Origin of the sequence: Thermomonospora sp. CIF 1 (assembly GCF_001896795.1) — a bacterium.
In the GTDB taxonomy this organism is placed as follows: Bacteria; Actinomycetota; Actinomycetes; order Streptosporangiales; family Streptosporangiaceae; genus Thermomonospora; species Thermomonospora curvata.
The window spans coordinates 132,395-150,758 of sequence record NZ_MOYN02000015.1; the positions used below are offsets into that span (position 1 = coordinate 132,395).

Here is an 18,364-nt window from a genome sequence, read left to right on the forward strand (position 1 = left end):
TGGCAGGTAGCTTGACGTCGAGAGAAAAGCCGCGGAAGTTAGGTCCCCCCAGGGCGCGGCGCGGGCTTCGGCTAGGGCAGGATTCAGAGGGAATACCGATCGCGCCGGACCGTGCCGGCAGCGGTTCAGCAGACGTCAACGCGCCTATAGGGCTCTACAGGGAATGGTCCGCCGCACGCGGGACCCGCGCATGCGGGGCGGGCGTGCGCGCGGCGTGATGGAGGAGGAGTCGTGTCCGCCAACAGCTTCGGCGCCCGCAGCACGTTGCGGGTGGGCGACAAGTCGTATGAGATCTACCGGCTGGACGCCGTCGAAGGCGCGGCCCGTCTTCCGTACAGCCTGAAGGTGCTGCTGGAGAACCTGCTGCGCACCGAGGACGGCGCCAACGTCACCGCCGACCACATCCGCGCGCTGGCCGGCTGGGACCCCTCCGCCCAGCCCAGCCAGGAGATCCAGTTCACCCCCGCCCGGGTGATCATGCAGGACTTCACCGGCGTGCCCTGCGTGGTGGACCTGGCCACCATGCGCGAGGCCGTGCGCGACCTGGGCGGCGACCCGTCCCGGATCAACCCGCTGGCCCCGGCCGAGATGGTCATCGACCACTCGGTCATCGTCGACCACTTCGGCACCCCGGACGCCTTCGAGCGCAACGTCGAGCGCGAGTACCAGCGCAACCGCGAGCGCTACCAGTTCCTGCGCTGGGGCCAGACCGCCTTCGACCAGTTCAAGGTCGTCCCGCCGGGCACCGGCATCGTCCACCAGGTCAACATCGAGCACCTGGCCCGCGTGGTGTTCGCCCGCGACGGGGTCGCCTACCCCGACACCTGCGTGGGCACCGACTCCCACACCACCATGGAGAACGGCATCGGCGTGCTGGGCTGGGGCGTGGGCGGCATCGAGGCCGAGGCCGCCATGCTCGGCCAGCCGATCTCCATGCTCATCCCGCGGGTGGTCGGCTTCAAGCTGACCGGCGAGCTGCCCTCCGGCAGCACCGCCACCGACCTGGTGCTCACCATCACCGAGATGCTGCGCCGGCACGGCGTGGTCGGCAAGTTCGTGGAGTTCTACGGCGAGGGCGTGGCCGCGCTGCCGGTGGCCGACCGGGCCACCATCGGCAACATGAGCCCGGAGTTCGGCTCCACCTGCGCCATCTTCCCCATCGACGCGGAGACCATCGCCTACCTGCGGCTGACCGGCCGCTCCGAGGAGCAGATCGCCCTGGTCGAGGCCTACGCCAAGGAGCAGGGCCTGTGGCTGGACCCCAAGGCCGAGCCGGACTTCTCCGAGCACCTGGAGCTGGACCTGTCCACGGTCGTCCCGTCCATCGCCGGCCCCAAGCGCCCCCAGGACCGCATCGCCCTCACCGCGGCCAAGCAGACCTGGCGGCGCGACGTGCGCAACTACGTCACCGTCGAGGGCACGCTGGATGAGGCCACCGCCGAGTCCTTCCCCGCCTCCGACTCCCCGGCCGTCTCCCACAGCGACAACGGCGACAAGCCGCGCGAGCAGGACGGCGGCGTCCCCGCCCGGCCGCACAAGAAGGTCCCGGTCACGCTGGCCGACGGCACCACCTTCGAGCTCGACCACGGCGCCGTGGTGATCGCCGCGATCACCTCCTGCACCAACACCTCCAACCCGTATGTGATGGTCGGCGCCGCGCTGCTGGCCAAGAAGGCGGTGGAAAAGGGCCTGAGCCGCAAGCCGTGGGTGAAGACCTCCCTGGCCCCCGGCTCCCAGGTGGTCACCGGCTACTACGAGCGCGCCGGGCTCACCCCCTACCTGGACAAGCTCGGCTTCAACCTGGTCGGCTACGGCTGCACCACCTGCATCGGCAACTCCGGTCCGCTGCCGGAGGAGATCTCCAAGGCGATCAACGACAACGACCTGACCGTGGTGTCGGTGCTGTCGGGCAACCGCAACTTCGAGGGCCGGATCAACCCGGACGTCAAGATGAACTACCTGGCCTCCCCGCCGCTGGTGGTGGCCTACGCGCTGGCCGGGACGATGGACATCGACCTGTTCAACGAGCCGATCGGCGAGGGCGCCGACGGCCAGCCGGTCTACCTGCGCGACATCTGGCCCTCCAAGGAGGAGGTCGCCGAGATCGTCGAAAGCTCCATCGGCCAGGAGATGTTCCTGCGCGACTACGCCAACGTCTTCGACGGCGGCCCGCGCTGGCAGGAGCTGCCGGTCCCGACCGGCGACACCTTCTCCTGGGACCCGGACTCCACCTACGTCCGCAAGGCCCCGTACTTCGACGGCATGACCATGGAGCCGGAGCCGGTGCGCGACATCCGCGGCGCGCGGGTCCTGGCCAAGCTGGGCGACTCGGTCACCACCGACCACATCTCCCCGGCCGGCGCCATCAAGGTCGGCACCCCGGCCGCCCAGTACCTGCAGGAGCACGGGGTCGAGCCCAAGGACTTCAACTCCTACGGCTCCCGCCGCGGCAACCACGAGGTGATGATCCGCGGCACCTTCGCCAACATCCGGCTGCGCAACCAGCTGCTGGACGGGGTCGAGGGCGGCTACACCCGCGACTTCACCCAGGAGGGCGCGCCGCAGACGTTCATCTACGACGCCGCGCAGAACTACGCCGCCCAGAACATCCCGCTGGTGGTCATCGCGGGCAAGGAGTACGGCTCCGGCTCCTCCCGCGACTGGGCCGCCAAGGGCACCGCGCTGCTGGGCGTGCGCGCCGTCATCGCCGAGTCCTTCGAGCGCATCCACCGCTCCAACCTGATCGGCATGGGCGTGCTGCCGCTGCAGTTCAAGGAGGGCGAGTCGGCCGAGTCGCTGGGCCTGACCGGTACCGAGACCTTCGACATCATCGGCATCGAGAAGCTCAACGAGGGCGTCACCCCGCGCGAGGTGACCGTCCGCGCCGACGGCAAGGAGTTCCAGGCCATCGTCCGCATCGACACCCCGGGCGAGGCCGACTACTACCGCAACGGCGGCATCATGCAGTACGTCCTGCGCAACCTGCTGCGCAAGTAGTGCGCGCATAAAGCGGCCGGCTGAACGGGTCGTTTCCCTCGCCTGAGGGGAACGACCCGTCTGTTTTCCGGCCACGATGGGCGCAACCCGGCGCCTTGGGAAAGGCGCCGGCAGCACCCCCGACGGGAGCCGGTGACGTGAGACCTGTGCGCGCCGCGGCCGTCCTGGCCGGGCTTTTCGCCCTCTGCGGGTGTGATCTCACCGGGGGAGTCGCCTACCAGCCTCCGCTGCTGCCGATCGTGTTCACCCTCTCCTCCACCGGCGAGTTCGGCGTCCAGCTCGGCCGCGGCATCACCACCCCCTTCGGCAGGGTGGGCGTCGAGACGGCCCTGAAAGAGCCGGACAAGGACGAGACGATCGTGACCATCGCCCGGCAGGGCGAGGCTATGGAGGACAGGTTCAAGATCAAACGCCGTGGATCGATGACGGTGTGCGTGGACGGCCCTTCGATCACCTCCATCTCCTCCGGCGTCATCCGGGTGGTGGTGCCCCGGGAGGCCACGACGGTGCGGGTCGTCGATCCCTCCCGAGCGCACAGCGAGTGCCGGGGCGCCGTCGTGGCCCGCCGGGGGGCTCGGCCCGGCCCTCCGCCCGCCGGCTGGGCACCGCGGCGGCCGCAGGCCGGGCAGCGGCTGGATCCGAGCGCGCTGCCCACCGTCGAGGTCGGGCTGATGGGCCGCCGCCACCGCCTTGCGCTCGTCGACAGGCCCGAGCAGATGGCGCTCGGCATGCGGGAGTGGAGCCCGGCCGACCTCGGCGATCGGTCCGGGATGCTCTACCGCTACCCGTCGCCGCAGGCCGGCGCCCACTCGCTGAGCGGCTACCGCTTCGTCACCGACGTGCTCTTCTTCGATGCGAGCGGCCGTTTCCTGATGGGCTTCACCGGCTGGCCCTGCGCTCAGCCCCCGGCGGTCTGCCCGCGCTACTCCCCGTGGGTGGGTTTCTCGTACGTGATCGAAGCGCCCAGCGGCTACCTGCCCTACCCGGCGCCGGGTGCGTCGCTCACCGTCCACTGACAGGCCCATGCCCGCGGCGGTGCCTGGAAACGGCGGGATGTAACGTTCCACCACGTGCTGCCGGATCCGGAATTTCTGCTGATCGGCGGGGTGGCCGCGCTGGCCGGGGCGATCGTCCAGGGCAGCGTGGGGCTCGGGCTGGGCCTGGTCGCCGCGCCGATCGTGACCCTGCTGTTCCCGTCCCTCATGCCGGGCTCGATGCTGGTCGCCGCCACCGTGCTGCCGCTGCTGACCTTGAGGCGGGAGCTGCGGCACGCCGACCTGAGCGGGCTGCGGTGGGCCTTCTTCGGCCGGGTGGCCGGAACGCCCCTGGGCGTGTGGGTGGTGGCCGCGCTCTCCACCCGGGTGCTGGGCGCCGTGGTGGGCCTGGTCGTGCTGGCGGCGCTGGCGGCCACCGCCTGGTCGGCCCGGGTGCCGCGCAACCCCCTCACGCTCACCGCCGCGGGGCTGGTGGCGGGCGCCACCGGGACCGCCACCGCGATCGGCGGCCCGCCGATCGCACTGCTGTACCAGCGGGAGAGCGGCCCGCGGGTGCGGGCCACGCTGGCGGCGTTCTTCGTCGTCGGCGCCCTGCTGTCGGTGCTGACCCTGGCCGCCATGGGGGAGCTGCCGCCGGTGCAGGTGACCGCGGGGCTGGCGCTGACCCCGTTCGTGGCGGCCGGGTTCTGGCTGTCCGGCCCGCTGCGCCGCTACCTGGACGCCGGCCGCATGCGCCGCGCCGTCCTCATCGTGGTGGGCGTCTCGGCGATGACGCTGATCGTGCGCAGCCTGCTGTGACCGGCCGCCGGTGCGGAAGGCGGATCATCGCGTTACCCTGACCCCTCCGGTGGCCCCGGCCCGTCCGGCCGGGGCGTCGGCGTGTGCGACGGAGCGTGACGGTGGCGAAGAGGCCGACGAGGGCCGAGCTGGAGGCGGCCCGCAGCCGGGTGATCCAGGACGTGCTGCCGGCGGACGGGACGCGGCTGCGGGTGCTGTTCTGCGGGATCAACCCCGGGCTGTATTCAGGGGCGAGCGGGCACCACTTCGCGGGCCCCGGCAACCGGTTCTGGCCCGCGCTGCATCGCTCCGGGTTCACCGACCGGCTGCTGACCCCCGCCGAGCAGACTGAGCTGCTGTCGCATGGGCTGGGGATCACCAACCTGGTGGCCCGCACCACGGCCCGGGCCGATGAGCTGACCCCGCAGGAGCTGCGCGAGGGCGGCCGGCGCCTGACCGCCCTGGTCGAACGGCACCGGCCGCGCTACCTGGCGGTGGCCGGGGTGACCGCCTACCGGACGGCCTTCGGCAGGCCCAAGGCCCGAATCGGGCCGCAGCCTGAGCCCCTGGGACCGGCCAAGGTGTGGGTGCTGCCCAACCCCAGCGGCCTCAACGCGGGCTGGACCCTGGAGCGCATGGTGGCCGAGTTCACCCGGCTGCGCGAGGCGGCGGACGCCGAGGACGACCGGGCGGGCCGAACATCGGCCGGACGCTGAAAGCGCATGGCCGCAGAGTCCGCCCGGCTGCGGCGGCCGAAGACGGCGTGGAGGGCTAGCGGCCCGCATCGAGGGTGGCCGGCTTGGCCGCGGTGGCGAGCATGGCGTGGACCTCGCTGACCAGGGAGGGCGGCGGGATCCACGGGTCCACCCGGCCCAGCGCCACGATCGGGCGGGGCAGCGGCCGCACGTCGGCCAGCCGCCAGTGGTAGCGCTGCGGCTCGGCCCACGGGCCGCACTCACAGCGCTCCCCGTGGACCGCCGCCGTGCACACGTCCGTCAGCTCGGCCAGCGCGATCACCGCGCCGAGGGTGGCCAGCGGGTCGCTGGGGTCCCAGCCCGCCGAGCGGATCAGCGGCGAGTCACAGGAGGCCAGGTCCACGCGCATGGAGGCGTGGATGAGCAGCGGACCGCGATAGGCGGTCGGCAGTGCGTGGTTGTAGACGGTCTTGCCGCCTCGTGCGATGGCGAAGGCCCACGGTTGCCGAACGCTGATCGCCTGCACGCGGGTACCTCCCGTGCTCGCTTCATGGCCCCTTACCGGACGACGCTGATCAGCCGTCCGATTTGTAGTGAATTATCTATCTCAAGGCCGTATCCGCCAGACGGACGCCAGGCGAACATGGCCGCCGGGCAAGCCGGAACCCCGCCCTGACCATGGCGAATCGGCCCCGCCGCCGACCGTGGAAGGTGATTTCTCACATCTTCATCGGTGAGACAACCATGAACACCCGGTCACTTGACCGGACGGGTGAAGACCGTTCCGTTCGCGGGGTAATGGCCGCCGCCGCGGGCGGGAATCCCGCCCGCGGCGGCCGGGGCCTCACCAGCTCAGCGCCGGCGGCAGCCGGGAGGGATCGGCGCCGGGCCACTGCTCGGGCGAGCCGAGCGGGGCGAGCTGGGCCATCTGCATCCGAAACCACGGCGACGCCTCGGGCGCCCCGGCCAGCTCCAGGCACTCCGCCCAGGTCTGCCAGCGGGCGTCGGCCACTTCCGCGGGGTTGGGCCGGAGCCGGCGGCCGCTCCAGCGGGCGCGCACCACCGGGCACCGCTCGTGCTCCACCGTCCCGTCGGGCGCGGTGGCGCGGTAGTCGAACTCCGGCAGCACCAGCGTCAGGTCCTCCGCCGTCAGCCCCAGCTCGGTCTCCAGCCGCCGCGCGACCGCCTGCCGCAGGCTCTCGCCGGGAGCCGGGTGCCCGCAGCAGGTGTTGGTCCACACCCCGGGGAAGGTCGCCTTGTCCAGCGCCCGCCGGGTGATGAGCACCCGTCCCTCCCCGTCCGTCACATAGCAGGAAAAAGCGAGATGGTAGGGGGTGTTCCGATGGTGGCTGGCGGCTTTCGGCGCGGTGCCGATCGCCTCGCCCGCCGGATTGAGCAGCACGATCTCCTCAATGCCCATGAACGCGGTGCCCTTCGTCCGGGTGATGCGACGCGTTGTCCGAAGAAGATCGTTCCAGACCGCTTGGCCGATGGATCGGCGGATCCGTGACTAAACTCGGGGCGTCAGGCGATTCGGGGCCTGTGGGGGGATGAGGGCGAGGAGGACGGTGTGAGCGTTCTGGAGTCGATCGACGGTCCCGACGATCTCAAGCGGCTGGATCGGGCGGAGCTGTCCCACCTGGCCGTGGAGATCCGGGACTTCCTGGTCGACGCGGTGTCCAAGACCGGCGGGCACCTGGGGCCCAACCTGGGCGCGGTGGAGCTGACCATCGCGCTGCACCGGGTCTTCGACTCACCCCGCGACAAGATCCTGTTCGACACCGGCCACCAGGCCTATGTGCACAAGCTGCTGACCGGCCGCAAGGACTTCTCCCGGCTGCGCAAGCGCGGCGGGCTGTCGGGCTACCCCAGCCAGGCCGAGTCCGAGCACGACATCATCGAGAACTCGCACGCCTCCACCGCTCTGTCGTACGCCGACGGGCTGGCCAAGGCGTTCGCGCTGCGCGGCGAGCACGACCGGGCCGTGGTCGCGGTGGTCGGCGACGGGGCGCTGACCGGCGGGATGTGCTGGGAGGCGATGAACAACATCGCCGGCGCCGACCTGCCGGTGATCATCGTGGTCAACGACAACGGCCGCTCCTATGCGCCGACCATCGGCGGGCTGGCCCGCCACCTGGCCGACCTGCGCGTCACCCGCGGCTACGAGCGCGCCCTCGACATGATCAAAAAGACGGTGCCGCGCGCCCCGGTGGTCGGCCCGGTCGCCTACGAGGCCCTGCACGGCGTCAAGAAGGGCCTGAAAGACGTGCTGCAGCCGCAGGCGATGTTCGAAGACCTCGGCCTCAAGTACGTCGGCCCCATCGACGGCCACGACATCGAGGCGGTCGAGCACGCGCTGCGCCGCGCCCGCGGCTTCGGCGGCCCGGTGATCGTCCACTGCATCACCCGCAAGGGCTACGGCTACGCCCCCGCCGAGAACAACGAAGAGGACTGCATGCACGGCGGCGGCGCCTTCGACCCGGCCACCGGCCGGTCGGTCGCCAAGGGCGGCGGTCCCAGCTGGACCAAGGTGTTCGGCCAGGAGATGGTGCAGATCGGCGCCGAGCGCTCCGACGTGGTCGCCATCACCGCCGCCATGCTGCACCCGGTGGGGCTGGGCGCCTTCGCCGAGGCCTACCCGGACCGGATCTTCGATGTGGGCATCGCCGAGCAGCACGCGGTGACGTCCGCGGCCGGGCTGGCGATGGGCGGGCTGCACCCGGTGGTGGCCGTCTACGCCACCTTCCTCAACCGGGCCTTCGACCAGGTGCTGATGGACGTGGCGCTGCACCGCCAGCCGGTCACGTTCGTTTTGGACCGTGCCGGGGTGACCGGCGACGACGGCCCCAGCCACAACGGCATGTGGGACCTGTCGATCCTGCAGCTGGTGCCGGGGCTGCGGATCGCGGTGCCGCGCGACGGCGCCCGGCTGCGCGAGCTGCTGCGCGAGTGCCTGGCGGTCTGCGACGGCCCGACCGCGCTGCGCTTCCCCAAGGGAGCGGTCGCCCCAGACGTCGAGGCGATCGACCGCGTCGGCGCCATGGACGTGCTGGCCCGCCACTCCGGCAGCAATGGCGCCCGGGTGCTGCTGGTGGCCGTGGGGCCCATGGCCGCCACCGCGCTGGAGGTCGCCGACCGGCTGGCCGCCCAGGGCATCGGCGTCACCGTGCTGGACCCCCGCTGGGTCAAGCCGCTGGACGCGGCGCTGCCGGCCGAGGCCGGCCGGCACACCATGGTCGCGGTCGTGGAGGACAACGGCCGGGTCGGCGCGGTGGGCGATGCGGTCGCCCGGCTGCTGCGCGACAACCGGGTGGACGTGCCGGTCCGCACCTTCGGCATCCCGCAGGAGTTCCCCGAGCACGCCTCCCGGGCCGAGCTGCTGGCCGACTTCGGGCTCACCCCCCAGGCCCTGGCCCGCGACATCACCGAGGCCGTGGCCGGGACCGGCGAGCCCACCACGGCCGAGCACGTCCACACCTCCCGGGACTGACCGGCACGCCGTCCGCGTGTGATCTTCCAGGCCGGGCGGGAGGCAGGGCCGAGCGGCTCTGCCTCCCGCCCGGCGCGGCGTTCACCGGCAGGCGCGAGTGCCGCACCGCAGGAGGGCCCGCCGCCCTGTTCATGCGGCGCTCAGACGCCCTGGGAGGTCTCCAGGTGCCAGTAATGGTCGATGCACGCCTCCCGGGTGCCCAGCTCCCGTCCGACATAGCTCCAGCGGCCGCGCAGCATCCACGGCCGTCCGGTGCCGTCTTGGACGAACACCTGCAGGGGGAAGGCGGCGTTGCGGGCCCGGATCGCGCCTGTGGAGTCTCGGGTGTCCCACAGTTCGGGCCGGGCCTCGCAGCGCACGCCCATCACTCGCGTGCCCGGATCTTGGCGCAGCAGGCCCCGCGTCAGGTCTGAGACCAGCAAGGACACGTAGTCGGGGCCGAGCCAGCGCAGGTCCGGCAGCAGCTCTGGCGGAGGAAAACCGTGAAGCTCAAGACCACCGATCACAGAGCGCACGTTACTGCCCAGTTGTGAGCTCTGTCACTACCCCTGTGGTGGTCTCCAGCGCGGTGCGCGCCGTGCTGGGCGCCGGATCAGCCTCCGTGGCAGGCGGCCCGCATGTCCTCCCAGCGTCCCAGCTTGACCCGCTCGCCGCGGCCCAGCGAACGGGCCAGCTCGATCTCGGCGGCGTCCAGCTTCAGCCACTGGTCGTAGGTGACCGCCCGGCAGCCCCGGGCCTCCAGCAGCTCCTCGATCCGCCGCTGCGGGCGGGGCCGGTCGCCGGCGCCGGCCAGGTCGGCCAGCAGGTTCGCGACGGTCTCGGCGGCGTCGGACTTGTTGGTGCCCACCACGCCGGTGGGGCCCCGCTTGATCCAGCCGGCCACGTACTCGCCCGGCAGGTGCGCCCCGGAGGCGTCGATGACGCGTCCGCCCTCGTTGGGGATGACGTAGGCGCGCTCGTCGAACGGCACGCCCTCCAGCGGGACGCTCTTGTAGCCGACCGAGCGGACCACCATGCCGACCGGCAGCGTCTCGAACGTCCCGGTGCCGCGCACCCGCCCGTTGTCGTCCAGCGCGGTGCGCTCCAGCCGCAGCCCTTCCACGCGCTCGGTGCCCAGGATCTCGGTGGGGGCGAGCCAGAACCGCACGTCGATCAGCCGCGGCTTGACCCCCTCCGGCGGCCGGGTCCAGCCGCGCAGCACCTTCAGGTTGCCGCCCACCCGCCGGTCGGAGGCGGCCAGCTCGGCGGAGGCGGCGTCCAGCTCCAGGTCCTCGGGCCGGACGTGGATCTCGGCGTTGTCCAGCTCGCCGAGCTCGCGGGCCTCCTTGGTGGTGAACTTGGCCTGCGCGGGCCCGCGCCGTCCGATCAGGTGGATGCGCCGCACCTTGCTGGTGGCCAGCGCCTCGATGACGTGCTGGGGGATGTCGGTCTCGCGCAGCTCATCGGCGGTCTTGGCCAGGATGCGCACCACGTCCACCGCGACGTTGCCCACGCCGATGACCGCGACCTCCTCCACCGACAGGTCGAAGACGTGGTCGGCGGCGTCGGGGTGGCCGCAGTACCAGTTGACGAAGTCGGTGGCGGCCACGCTGCCCGGCAGGTCCTCGCCCGGTACGCCCAGCTGCCGGTCCACCATCGCGCCGGTGCAGTAGATGACCGCGTCGTAGCACTCCAGCAGTTCCCGGCGGGTCACGTCCCGGCCCAGTTCCACGCAGCCGAGGAACCGCACCGCCGGGTGTTCCAGCACCCGCTGCAGATACCGGGCGATCGACTTGATCGACTTGTGATCGGGCGCCACCCCGTACCGGACGAGCCCATAGGGCGTCGGCAGCCGGTCCAGCACGTCGACCTGAACGTCGCCGTCGCTCTGCTTGACCAGCGCCTCGGCCGCGTACAAACCGGCCGGCCCGGATCCGATCACCGCCACCCGCATGTCAGCCATGGGCGTCATTGTGCCTACCTCGCACCTGAAAGGACACCGTGTCCAGTATCACTTTGACTTCTCTCTATTAGAGAGAGTTGGGAGGGTCCTGATAACGCCCAGTACGCACAGCAGCGGTTTTGTGGATCAGCACCCAGGGGCGCACCCTTGCGTCCCCGCCGCGCGGGACGGGGATTTCGTGGCGGACGGCACAAGCGCCGTCTCACCTTGTGGAAGCGGAGGCGGCTCGCTCGCGGCGGCCCAGCCGGCTGTGCCGGTAGCCGTAGGCGAAGTAGAGCATCGCGCCCAGCGCCATCCACACCCCGAACCGCAGCCAGGTCTCCACCGGCAGGTTCAGCATCACGAACAGGCAGGTCAGCGCCGACAGGATCGGCACCACGGGCACCAGCGGGGTGCGGAAGGCGCGCGGCAGGTCCGGGCGGGTGCGGCGCAGCACCAGCACCCCCATCGACACCAGCAGGAAGGCGAACAGCGTGCCGATGTTGACCAGCTCGGCCAGCGTCGACAGCGGGATCAACCCCGCCAGGATCGCCGCGGCCAGCCCCACCAGGATCGTGGTGCGGTAGGGGGTGCCGAACCGAGGGTGGACCTCGGCCAGCCAGTCCGGCAGCAGCCCATCGCGGCTCATGGCGAACAGCACCCGGCTCTGCCCCAGCATCAAGATCAGCACCACGGTGGTCAGCCCGGCGATGGCGCCCACGCTGATGACGGTGGCCACCCACGGCTGCCCGACGGCCTTGAACGCGTCGGCCAGCGGGGCCTCCTGGCTGAGCCGGGTGTAGTTCTGCATGCCGACCACCACCAGCGAGACCGCCACGTACAGCAGCGTGCAGATCAGCAGCGAGCCGATGATGCCGATCGGCAGGTCCCGCTGGGGACGGCGGGACTCCTCGGCAGCCGAGGCGACGATGTCGAAGCCGATGTAGGCGAAGAACACGATCGCCACCGCCGCGAAGACCCCCAGCCAGCCGAAGCTGACCGGGGTGATGCCGAACAGCACCTGCATCAGCGGCGCCTGCAGCCCCTCGGTCGCCGGGTTGCTCTCCGGCGGCGGGATGAACGGCCTGTAGTTGGCGGCCTTGACGAAGAACAGCCCGAGGAAGATGACCAGCAGGATGACGGCCACCTTGATGGCGACCACGATCTGGTTGAACCGCGCCGACAGCCGCACGCCCAGCACCAGCACGCCGGTCACCAGCAGCACCACCAGCACCGCCGGGATGTTGAAGACCGAGTTCTCCCCGGCCAGCGCCTCGGGCAGCCCGATGCTCAGGGTCTGCAGCAGCGACTGGGCGTAACCGGACCAGCCGACCGCCACCACCGCGGCGGCCAGTCCCAGCTCCAGCAGCAGGTCCCAGCCGATGATCCAGGCCGGGAACTCCCCGAAGGTGGCATAGGAGAAGGTGTAGGCCGAGCCGGCGACCGGCACCGTGGAGGCGAACTCGGCGTAGCACAGGGCGGCCAGCGCGCAGGCCACCGCGGCGATGACGAACGAGAACGCCACGGCCGGTCCGGCGTAGTCGCGGGCCACCCGGCCGGTCAGCACGAAGATGCCGGTGCCGATGATGACCCCCACCCCGAAGACGATCAGGTCGGTGGCCGACAGCTCGCGGCGCAGCCGGTGCCCGGGCTCCTCGGTGTCGGCGATCGACCGCTCGACGGGCTTGGTGCGCAGCAGCCCCACGGTCATCCCCCAAGCGAACGCGGAATCGTCCCTTAGGGATCACCCGCGGTGGACCGATCCAAACCCCTGTGCGGGCCGGTCGCCGCGCGGGCGGGGGCTCCGGCTTCCCCGCCCGCGCGGCCGCCGGTCGCTCCCGGGAGGGGGCGACCCTCAGGCGGGCAGCGAGGCCACTCCCGGTGGCAGGAAACGCCGCCCGGTGACCTGCTGCGACACCCCGATCCGGTCCAGGTAGGGGGTGATGCCGCCCAGGTGGAACGGCCAGCCCGCGCCCAGGATCATGCACAGGTCGATGTCGGCGGGCTCGGCCACCACACCCTCGTCCAGCATGATCCGGATCTCCTGGGCCAGCGCCCGCAGCGCGCGCTCGCGCACCTGCTCCTCGGTGGAGGGGCTGGTGCCGCCGGAGAAGATCTCCACGGCCTCCGGGTCCAGCGTCAGGTCCGGCAGGTAGACCCCCTTCTTGCCGGCGGCCACCAGCTTGGCCAGCTTGCCCGACAGCGGGAAGCGGTCGGGGAAGGCCGCGTGCAGCGTCTCGTTGACGTGCAGCGCGATCGCCGGGCCGACCAGCCCCAGCAGCGTGAACGGCGTCATCGGCAGGCCCAGCGGCGCGGTGGCCCGCTCGGCCACCTCGATCGGGGTGCCCTCGTCCACCGCCGCCATGATCTCCGCCAGCAGCCGCACCAGCAGCCGGTTGACCACGAACGCCGGGGCGTCCTTGACCAGCACGCAGGACTTCTTCAACTGCTTGCCCACGGCGAAGGCGGTGGCCAGCGTCGCCTCATCGGTGGCGCCGCCCCGCACCACCTCCAGCAGCGGCAGCACCGCGACCGGGTTGAAGAAGTGGAAGCCCACCACCCGCTCCGGGTGCTGCAGCCCGGAGGCCATCTCGGTGACCGACAGCGAGGAGGTGTTGGTGGCCAGCACGCACTCGGCCGACACCACCGCCTCGACCTCGGCGAACACCTTCTGCTTGACCGCCATCTCCTCGAAGACCGCCTCGATGACGAAGTCGGCGTCGGCGAAGGCGGCCTTGTCCAGCGACCCGGTGATCAGCCCCTTGAACCGGGAGGCCTCATCGGCGGAGATGCGGCCCTTGGCCAGCAGCTTGTCGATCTCGCCGTGGGCATAGGCCACGCCCTTGTCCAGCCGCTCCTGGTCCAGGTCGGTCATCACGACCGGGACCTGCAGGCGGCGGGCGAACAGCAGCGCCAGCTGACCGGCCATCAGCCCGGCGCCCACCACGCCGACCTTGGTGACCGGGCGGGCCAGCGACTTATCGGGCGCCCCCGCCGGCCGCTTGGCGCGCTTTTGGGTCAGCTCGAAGGCGTACAGCCCGGCGCGCAGCTCATCGCTCATGATCAGGTCGGCCAGGGCCTCGTCCTCGGCGGCGAAGCCCTCGTCCCGGCTTGCGGTGCGGGCGGCGGCGACCAGCTCCAGCGCCCGGTGCGGGGCGGCCTGCGGCTTGCCGGCCAGCGCCGCGCGGGCCCGCTCCACCGCCTCCTCCCAGGCCCGGCCCCGGTCGATCTCGGGCCGCTGCACCTGCACCTCGCCCTTGATCACCCGGGCGGCCCAGCTCAGCGACTCCTCCAGGAAGTCGGCCGGCTCGAACAACGCGTCCGCGATGCCCAGCTGGAAGGCCTGCCGTCCGTTGATCGTCTTGTTGTTGGCCAGCGGGTTGTCGACGATCAGCCGCAGCGCCTTCTCCGGCCCGATCAAGTTGGGCAGCAGGTAGGTGCCGCCCCAGCCGGGCACCAGCCCCAGCAGGCACTCCGGCAGCGCCACCGCGGGCACGCCCGCCGAGATCGTCCGGTAGGTGCAGTGCAGCGCCACCTCCAGGCCGCCGCCCAGCGCCGCGCCGTTGACGAACGCGAACGAGGGGACCGGCAGCTCGCCCAGCCGGCGGAACACCGCGTGCCCCAGCTCGGCGATGGCCTTGGCCTGCTCGCGCGTGGTGATCAGGGGGACGCCCTTGAGGTCGGCGCCGACGGCGAAGATGAACGGCTTGCCGGTGATCCCCACGGCCGCCAGGTCGTCGCGGGCCGCGATCGCATCCAGCGCCTCGCTGAGCGCGCTCAGCCCGCCCGGGCCGAAGGTGTTGGGCTTGGTGTGGTCGTGCCCGTTGTCCAGCGTGATCAGCGCCATCGTCCCGGCGCCGTGCGGCAGCGTCACATCCCGCACGAGGGCCTTGGTGACGACCTCGTCTTTGAACAGGTCCTTGATGTCGCTCACTTGGCCCCCTCCCAGGCGAGGTTCTCCCACAGCACGGTGCCGCCCATCCCCATGCCGACGCACATGGTGGTCAGCCCGTAGCGCACGTCGGTCCGCTCGGCGAACAGCCGCGACAGCTGGGTCATCAGCCGCACCCCCGAGGAGGCCAGCGGGTGGCCGAGCGCGATCGCGCCGCCCCAGGGGTTCACCCGCGGATCGTCATCGGCGATCTTGAAGTGCTCCAGGAAGGCCAGCACCTGGACGGCGAACGCCTCGTTGATCTCGATCAGGCCGATGTCGTCCATGGTCAGCGAGTTGCGGGCGAGCACCTTCTCGGTGGCCGGCACCGGCCCAAGGCCCATGACCTCCGGCTCCACCCCGGCGAAGGCGTAGTCCACCAGCCGCATCCGGGCCTTGAGGCCCAGCTCGGCGGCGACGTCCTCGGCGGCCAGCAGGCAGGCGGTGGCGCCGTCGTTGATGCCGGCGGCGTTCCCGGCGGTGACCTTGCCGTGCGGGCGGAAGGGGGTCTTCAGCTTTGCCAGGTCGGCCATCGTGGTGGTGGGCCGGGGCGGCTCGTCCTCGGTGGCCAGCCCCCAGCCCTTTTCCGCGGAGCGGATCGCGGTGGGCACCAGGTCCGGCTGGATCTTGCCGGCGGCGTACGCGGCGGCGACCTTCTGCTGGCTGCGCACCGCGTAGGCGTCGGCGCGCTCCTTGGTGATCTGCGGGAACCGGTCGTGCAGGTTCTCCGCGGTGCACCCCATCACCAGCGCGGACGGGTCCACCAGCTTCTCGGCCAGAAAACGCGGGTTGGGATCGACGCCCTCGCCCATCGGGTGCCGCCCCATGTGCTCCACGCCGCCGGCGATCGCCACGTCGTAGGCGCCGAAGGCGATGCCGGAGGCGGTGGTGGTGACGGCGGTCATGGCCCCGGCGCACATCCGGTCGATGGCGTAGCCGGGGACGCTCTTGGGCAGCCCGGCCAGCACGGCGGCCGACCGGCCGATGGTCAGCCCCTGGTCGCCGGTCTGGGTGGTGGCGGCGATGGCGACCTCGTCCACGCGCTCGGGCGGCAGCTGGGGGTTGCGCCGCAGCAGCTCCCGGATGGCGCGTACGACCAGGTCGTCGGCGCGGGTCTCGGCGTACAGGCCGCCCGCCTTGCCGAACGGCGTGCGGACGCCGTCGATGAACACGACGTCACGTGCGGTGCGCGGCACGAGTGGTCCCTCTTTCGATGCGGTGGCTGCGTGACGTTGAGCCTCGTGCCCGCCAAGCCAGGCGTCTGTCGGAGCAGGAGCGGGACGGGCACGAGTGCCCACGGCCGCGATGCTACTAGCGAGTAACCCAAAAAGCTACTCGTCAGTAACTAGTTATTCCGTCATCAATCTGTCACGTTCCGTCAAAGGCCCAGCTCGTTCTTCGTCCCGCCGCACGAAGCCGCACGAATCGGACGGCGGCAATGCGACGGCGCCCGGCACGGGCCGGGCGCCGTACGGAGATCGCCGTTTCGGGGCCGGGGAAACCGCGCGGCGGTCTTACAGTTCGCCCTTGGTCTCCAGCCGGATCAAGGCCTTGGCCAGGGGAGTGGCCACCAGGCGGACCTGCCAGTCGCGGGCGCCCAGGGCGCGCAGCGCGCCGCCGACGGTGGCCGGGGACAGCTCGGCCGGCGGCGACCAGGCCAGACGGCGGACCACATCGGGCTGCAGCAGGTTCTCGGCGGGCATGGTGTGCTCGTCGGCCAGCGCGGCGACCACCGTGCGGGCGGTCGCCAGCCGCTTGGCGGCCTGCGGATCGCGCTCGGCCCAGCGGTGCGTGGGGGGCGGCCCCTCGCCCGGCTGGCTGGGCACGGGCAGCTGATCCTCCGGCAGGTTGCGCGCCCTGGTCACCGCGCGCAGCCACACCGACTGGTGGCGGCGCGCCCCCCGGTTGCGCATCGCGGGCAGCGCCAGCAGCTCGGCGGGGGTGCGGGGGGCCTCCAGCGCCAGCTGCACGATCGCCGCATCCGGCAGCACCCGGCCCGGGGACAGGTCCCGCTCGCGGGCCAGCCGGTCCCGGGCCAGCCACACCTCGCGGACGATCGCCAGCTGCCGCCGGGTGCGCACCCGGTGCATGCCGGAGGTGCGGCGCCAGGGGTCGGGCCGCGGCGGCTTGGGCGGAGTGGCCAAGATCGCCGCGAACTCCTCCAGCGCCCACTGCAGCTTGCCGGCCCGCTCCAGCTCCGCATGGAGGGCGTCGCGCAGCTCGATCAGCAGCTCCACGTCCAGCGCCGCATACCGCAGCCAGTCCTCCGGCAGCGGACGGGTCGACCAGTCGACCGCCGAATGCCCCTTCTCCAGCACGAAGCCGAGCACGTTCTCCACCATGGAGCCCAGCCCCACCTTGGGGTGCCCCAGCAGCCGCCCGGCCAGCTCGGTGTCGAACAATCGCCGCGGCCGCAGCCCCACCTCGGCCAGGCACGGCAGGTCCTGGTTGGCGGCGTGCAGCACCATCTCCGCATCCGCCAGCGCCGCATCCAGTCCCGACAGGTCGGGGCAGGCGATCGGGTCGATCAGCGCCGTGCCGGCCCCCTGGCGGCGCAGCTGGATCAAATAGGCGCGCTGCCCGTACCGGTAGCCGGAGGCCCGTTCGGCGTCCACCGCCACCGGGCCGTGCCCGGCCGCAAACGCCCGGATGACACGTTCCAGGCCGGCGGCGTCGCAGATCACCGGGGGGATGCCCTCACGGGGGTCCAGCAGCGGCACCGCGTCGGCGCGGATGGCCTCGCGTCGGGCGATCTCACGTTCCACCGCGATCTGGGGGTTTTCCGCGGCGGGTTCGGCGGCGGGTTCGGCGGCTTCGGTTTCAGACACTCCCACGAGCCCTACCGTACGTCGTTCACGGCCTTGGACGACGGGACCGATCCGGCAGCGCGCTGACCCCCAGCGGAGGCAGCCCGGCGGCCATGCACATCACCTCGCACCAGGCCCGCACATGCCCGGTCAGATCCGTGCCGGTCGGCGACCAGGACGCACGGATCTCCAGTTCGGTGGCCGAAGGGTCGCCGCCCTTGGTGCCGAAGCTCTCGGAGACCGCCCGGGTGACCGTCCCGGAGGCGTCGGCGTACCCGACCGGCTCCAGCGCCTCGGTCAGCCAGCTCCAGGCCACCCCGCCGATCAGCTCATCGGCGGCGATGTCGGGCTCCAGGTCGGCCTGGATATAGGCGACCATGCGGAAACCGCCGGTCCAGCCGTCGCGTCCGGCCGGGTCGTACAGCACGATCAGCCGGCCGGTGGCGGCGATGTCCTCGGCGTCCCGGCAGACCGAGCCGGCCAGCGCCGCGGCATAAGGGGCCAGCCGCTGCGGGGCGGGCATGTCCTCCAGTTCCAGTTCCGGCCGGAGCGGGTCGCCCTCCAGGATCCGGCGCAGCGTGTCACGGGCCCGCCGGAAGGGGGCCGGCTCGGCGGCCGGGTCGGGGGGCGTCTCCCGGGTCATGTCCGGGCCGGCCACGGCGCCGGCGGGGACGACGGGACGGGCGAGAGAAGTAGGCACCGCACGGTCTCGGGGCTCGGGGGCCGTCAGGCGGCCCGGGGGTGGGTGGGG

The 18,364-nt window shown here is 72.0% G+C and carries 14 protein-coding genes; 5 read left to right on the top strand and 9 right to left on the bottom strand.

Going from position 1 to position 18,364, the window contains the following annotated elements; all coding sequences use genetic code 11:
* Positions 1-231 precede the first annotated feature (231 nt).
* The 4 genes from acnA (at position 232) to mug (ending at position 5,485) form a co-directional block, all read left to right on the top strand.
* Positions 232-2,997, top strand: coding sequence for an aconitate hydratase AcnA (acnA, locus tag BUE48_RS08720; RefSeq protein WP_012852107.1), 2,766 nt, complete (start codon positions 232-234; stop codon positions 2,995-2,997).
* A 137-nt stretch (positions 2,998-3,134) separates the two neighbouring features.
* A complete protein-coding gene (locus BUE48_RS08725) occupies positions 3,135-4,013 on the top strand; it encodes a DUF192 domain-containing protein (RefSeq protein ID WP_012852108.1) in 879 nt (292 codons plus the stop codon).
* Between the two features lie 54 nt (positions 4,014-4,067).
* Positions 4,068-4,790 (top strand): sulfite exporter TauE/SafE family protein, encoded by a 723-nt coding sequence (locus BUE48_RS08730; RefSeq protein WP_012852109.1) that lies wholly within the window; start codon positions 4,068-4,070, stop codon positions 4,788-4,790.
* Between the two features lie 101 nt (positions 4,791-4,891).
* The gene (mug, locus tag BUE48_RS08735) at positions 4,892-5,485 is read left to right on the top strand and encodes a G/U mismatch-specific DNA glycosylase (RefSeq protein ID WP_286989606.1); all 594 of its coding nucleotides are present in this window, start codon (positions 4,892-4,894) and stop codon (positions 5,483-5,485) included.
* Between the two features lie 55 nt (positions 5,486-5,540).
* Here the strand turns inward: mug and BUE48_RS08740 are convergent, their stop codons facing one another.
* The gene (locus BUE48_RS08740; RefSeq protein WP_286989607.1) at positions 5,541-5,990 is read right to left on the bottom strand and encodes an ASCH domain-containing protein; all 450 of its coding nucleotides are present in this window, start codon (positions 5,988-5,990) and stop codon (positions 5,541-5,543) included.
* A gap of 318 nt (positions 5,991-6,308) precedes the next feature.
* On the bottom strand, positions 6,309-6,884 hold the full coding sequence (gene idi / locus BUE48_RS08745) for an isopentenyl-diphosphate Delta-isomerase (RefSeq protein ID WP_012852112.1): 576 nt from the start codon (positions 6,882-6,884) through the stop codon (positions 6,309-6,311).
* 150 nt (positions 6,885-7,034) lie between these two features.
* Between idi and dxs the strand changes: the two genes are divergently transcribed.
* A complete protein-coding gene (dxs, locus tag BUE48_RS08750) occupies positions 7,035-8,954 on the top strand; it encodes a 1-deoxy-D-xylulose-5-phosphate synthase (protein ID WP_012852113.1) in 1,920 nt (639 codons plus the stop codon).
* A 140-nt stretch (positions 8,955-9,094) separates the two neighbouring features.
* Here the strand turns inward: dxs and BUE48_RS08755 are convergent, their stop codons facing one another.
* The 7 genes from BUE48_RS08755 to BUE48_RS08785 form a co-directional block, all read right to left on the bottom strand.
* Complete coding sequence (locus BUE48_RS08755) at positions 9,095-9,460, bottom strand: hypothetical protein (protein ID WP_012852114.1); 366 nt, start codon at positions 9,458-9,460, stop codon at positions 9,095-9,097.
* Positions 9,461-9,546: 86 nt separating this feature from the next.
* Positions 9,547-10,905 (bottom strand): FAD-dependent oxidoreductase, encoded by a 1,359-nt coding sequence (locus BUE48_RS08760; protein WP_012852115.1) that lies wholly within the window; start codon positions 10,903-10,905, stop codon positions 9,547-9,549.
* Positions 10,906-11,098: 193 nt separating this feature from the next.
* Complete coding sequence (locus tag BUE48_RS08765) at positions 11,099-12,586, bottom strand: amino acid permease (protein WP_012852116.1); 1,488 nt, start codon at positions 12,584-12,586, stop codon at positions 11,099-11,101.
* A 144-nt stretch (positions 12,587-12,730) separates the two neighbouring features.
* Positions 12,731-14,809 (bottom strand): 3-hydroxyacyl-CoA dehydrogenase NAD-binding domain-containing protein, encoded by a 2,079-nt coding sequence (locus BUE48_RS08770; protein WP_286989608.1) that lies wholly within the window; start codon positions 14,807-14,809, stop codon positions 12,731-12,733.
* On the bottom strand, positions 14,806-16,002 hold the full coding sequence (locus BUE48_RS08775) for a thiolase family protein (protein ID WP_286989609.1): 1,197 nt from the start codon (positions 16,000-16,002) through the stop codon (positions 14,806-14,808). The genes BUE48_RS08770 and BUE48_RS08775 overlap by 4 nt, the downstream gene beginning before the upstream one ends.
* Positions 16,003-16,320: 318 nt before the next feature.
* Positions 16,321-17,577 (bottom strand): ribonuclease D, encoded by a 1,257-nt coding sequence (locus tag BUE48_RS08780; protein ID WP_052305654.1) that lies wholly within the window; start codon positions 17,575-17,577, stop codon positions 16,321-16,323.
* An 82-nt stretch (positions 17,578-17,659) separates the two neighbouring features.
* A complete protein-coding gene (locus tag BUE48_RS08785) occupies positions 17,660-18,256 on the bottom strand; it encodes a DUF3000 domain-containing protein (RefSeq protein ID WP_041439437.1) in 597 nt (198 codons plus the stop codon).
* Positions 18,257-18,364: the final 108 nt, after the last annotated feature.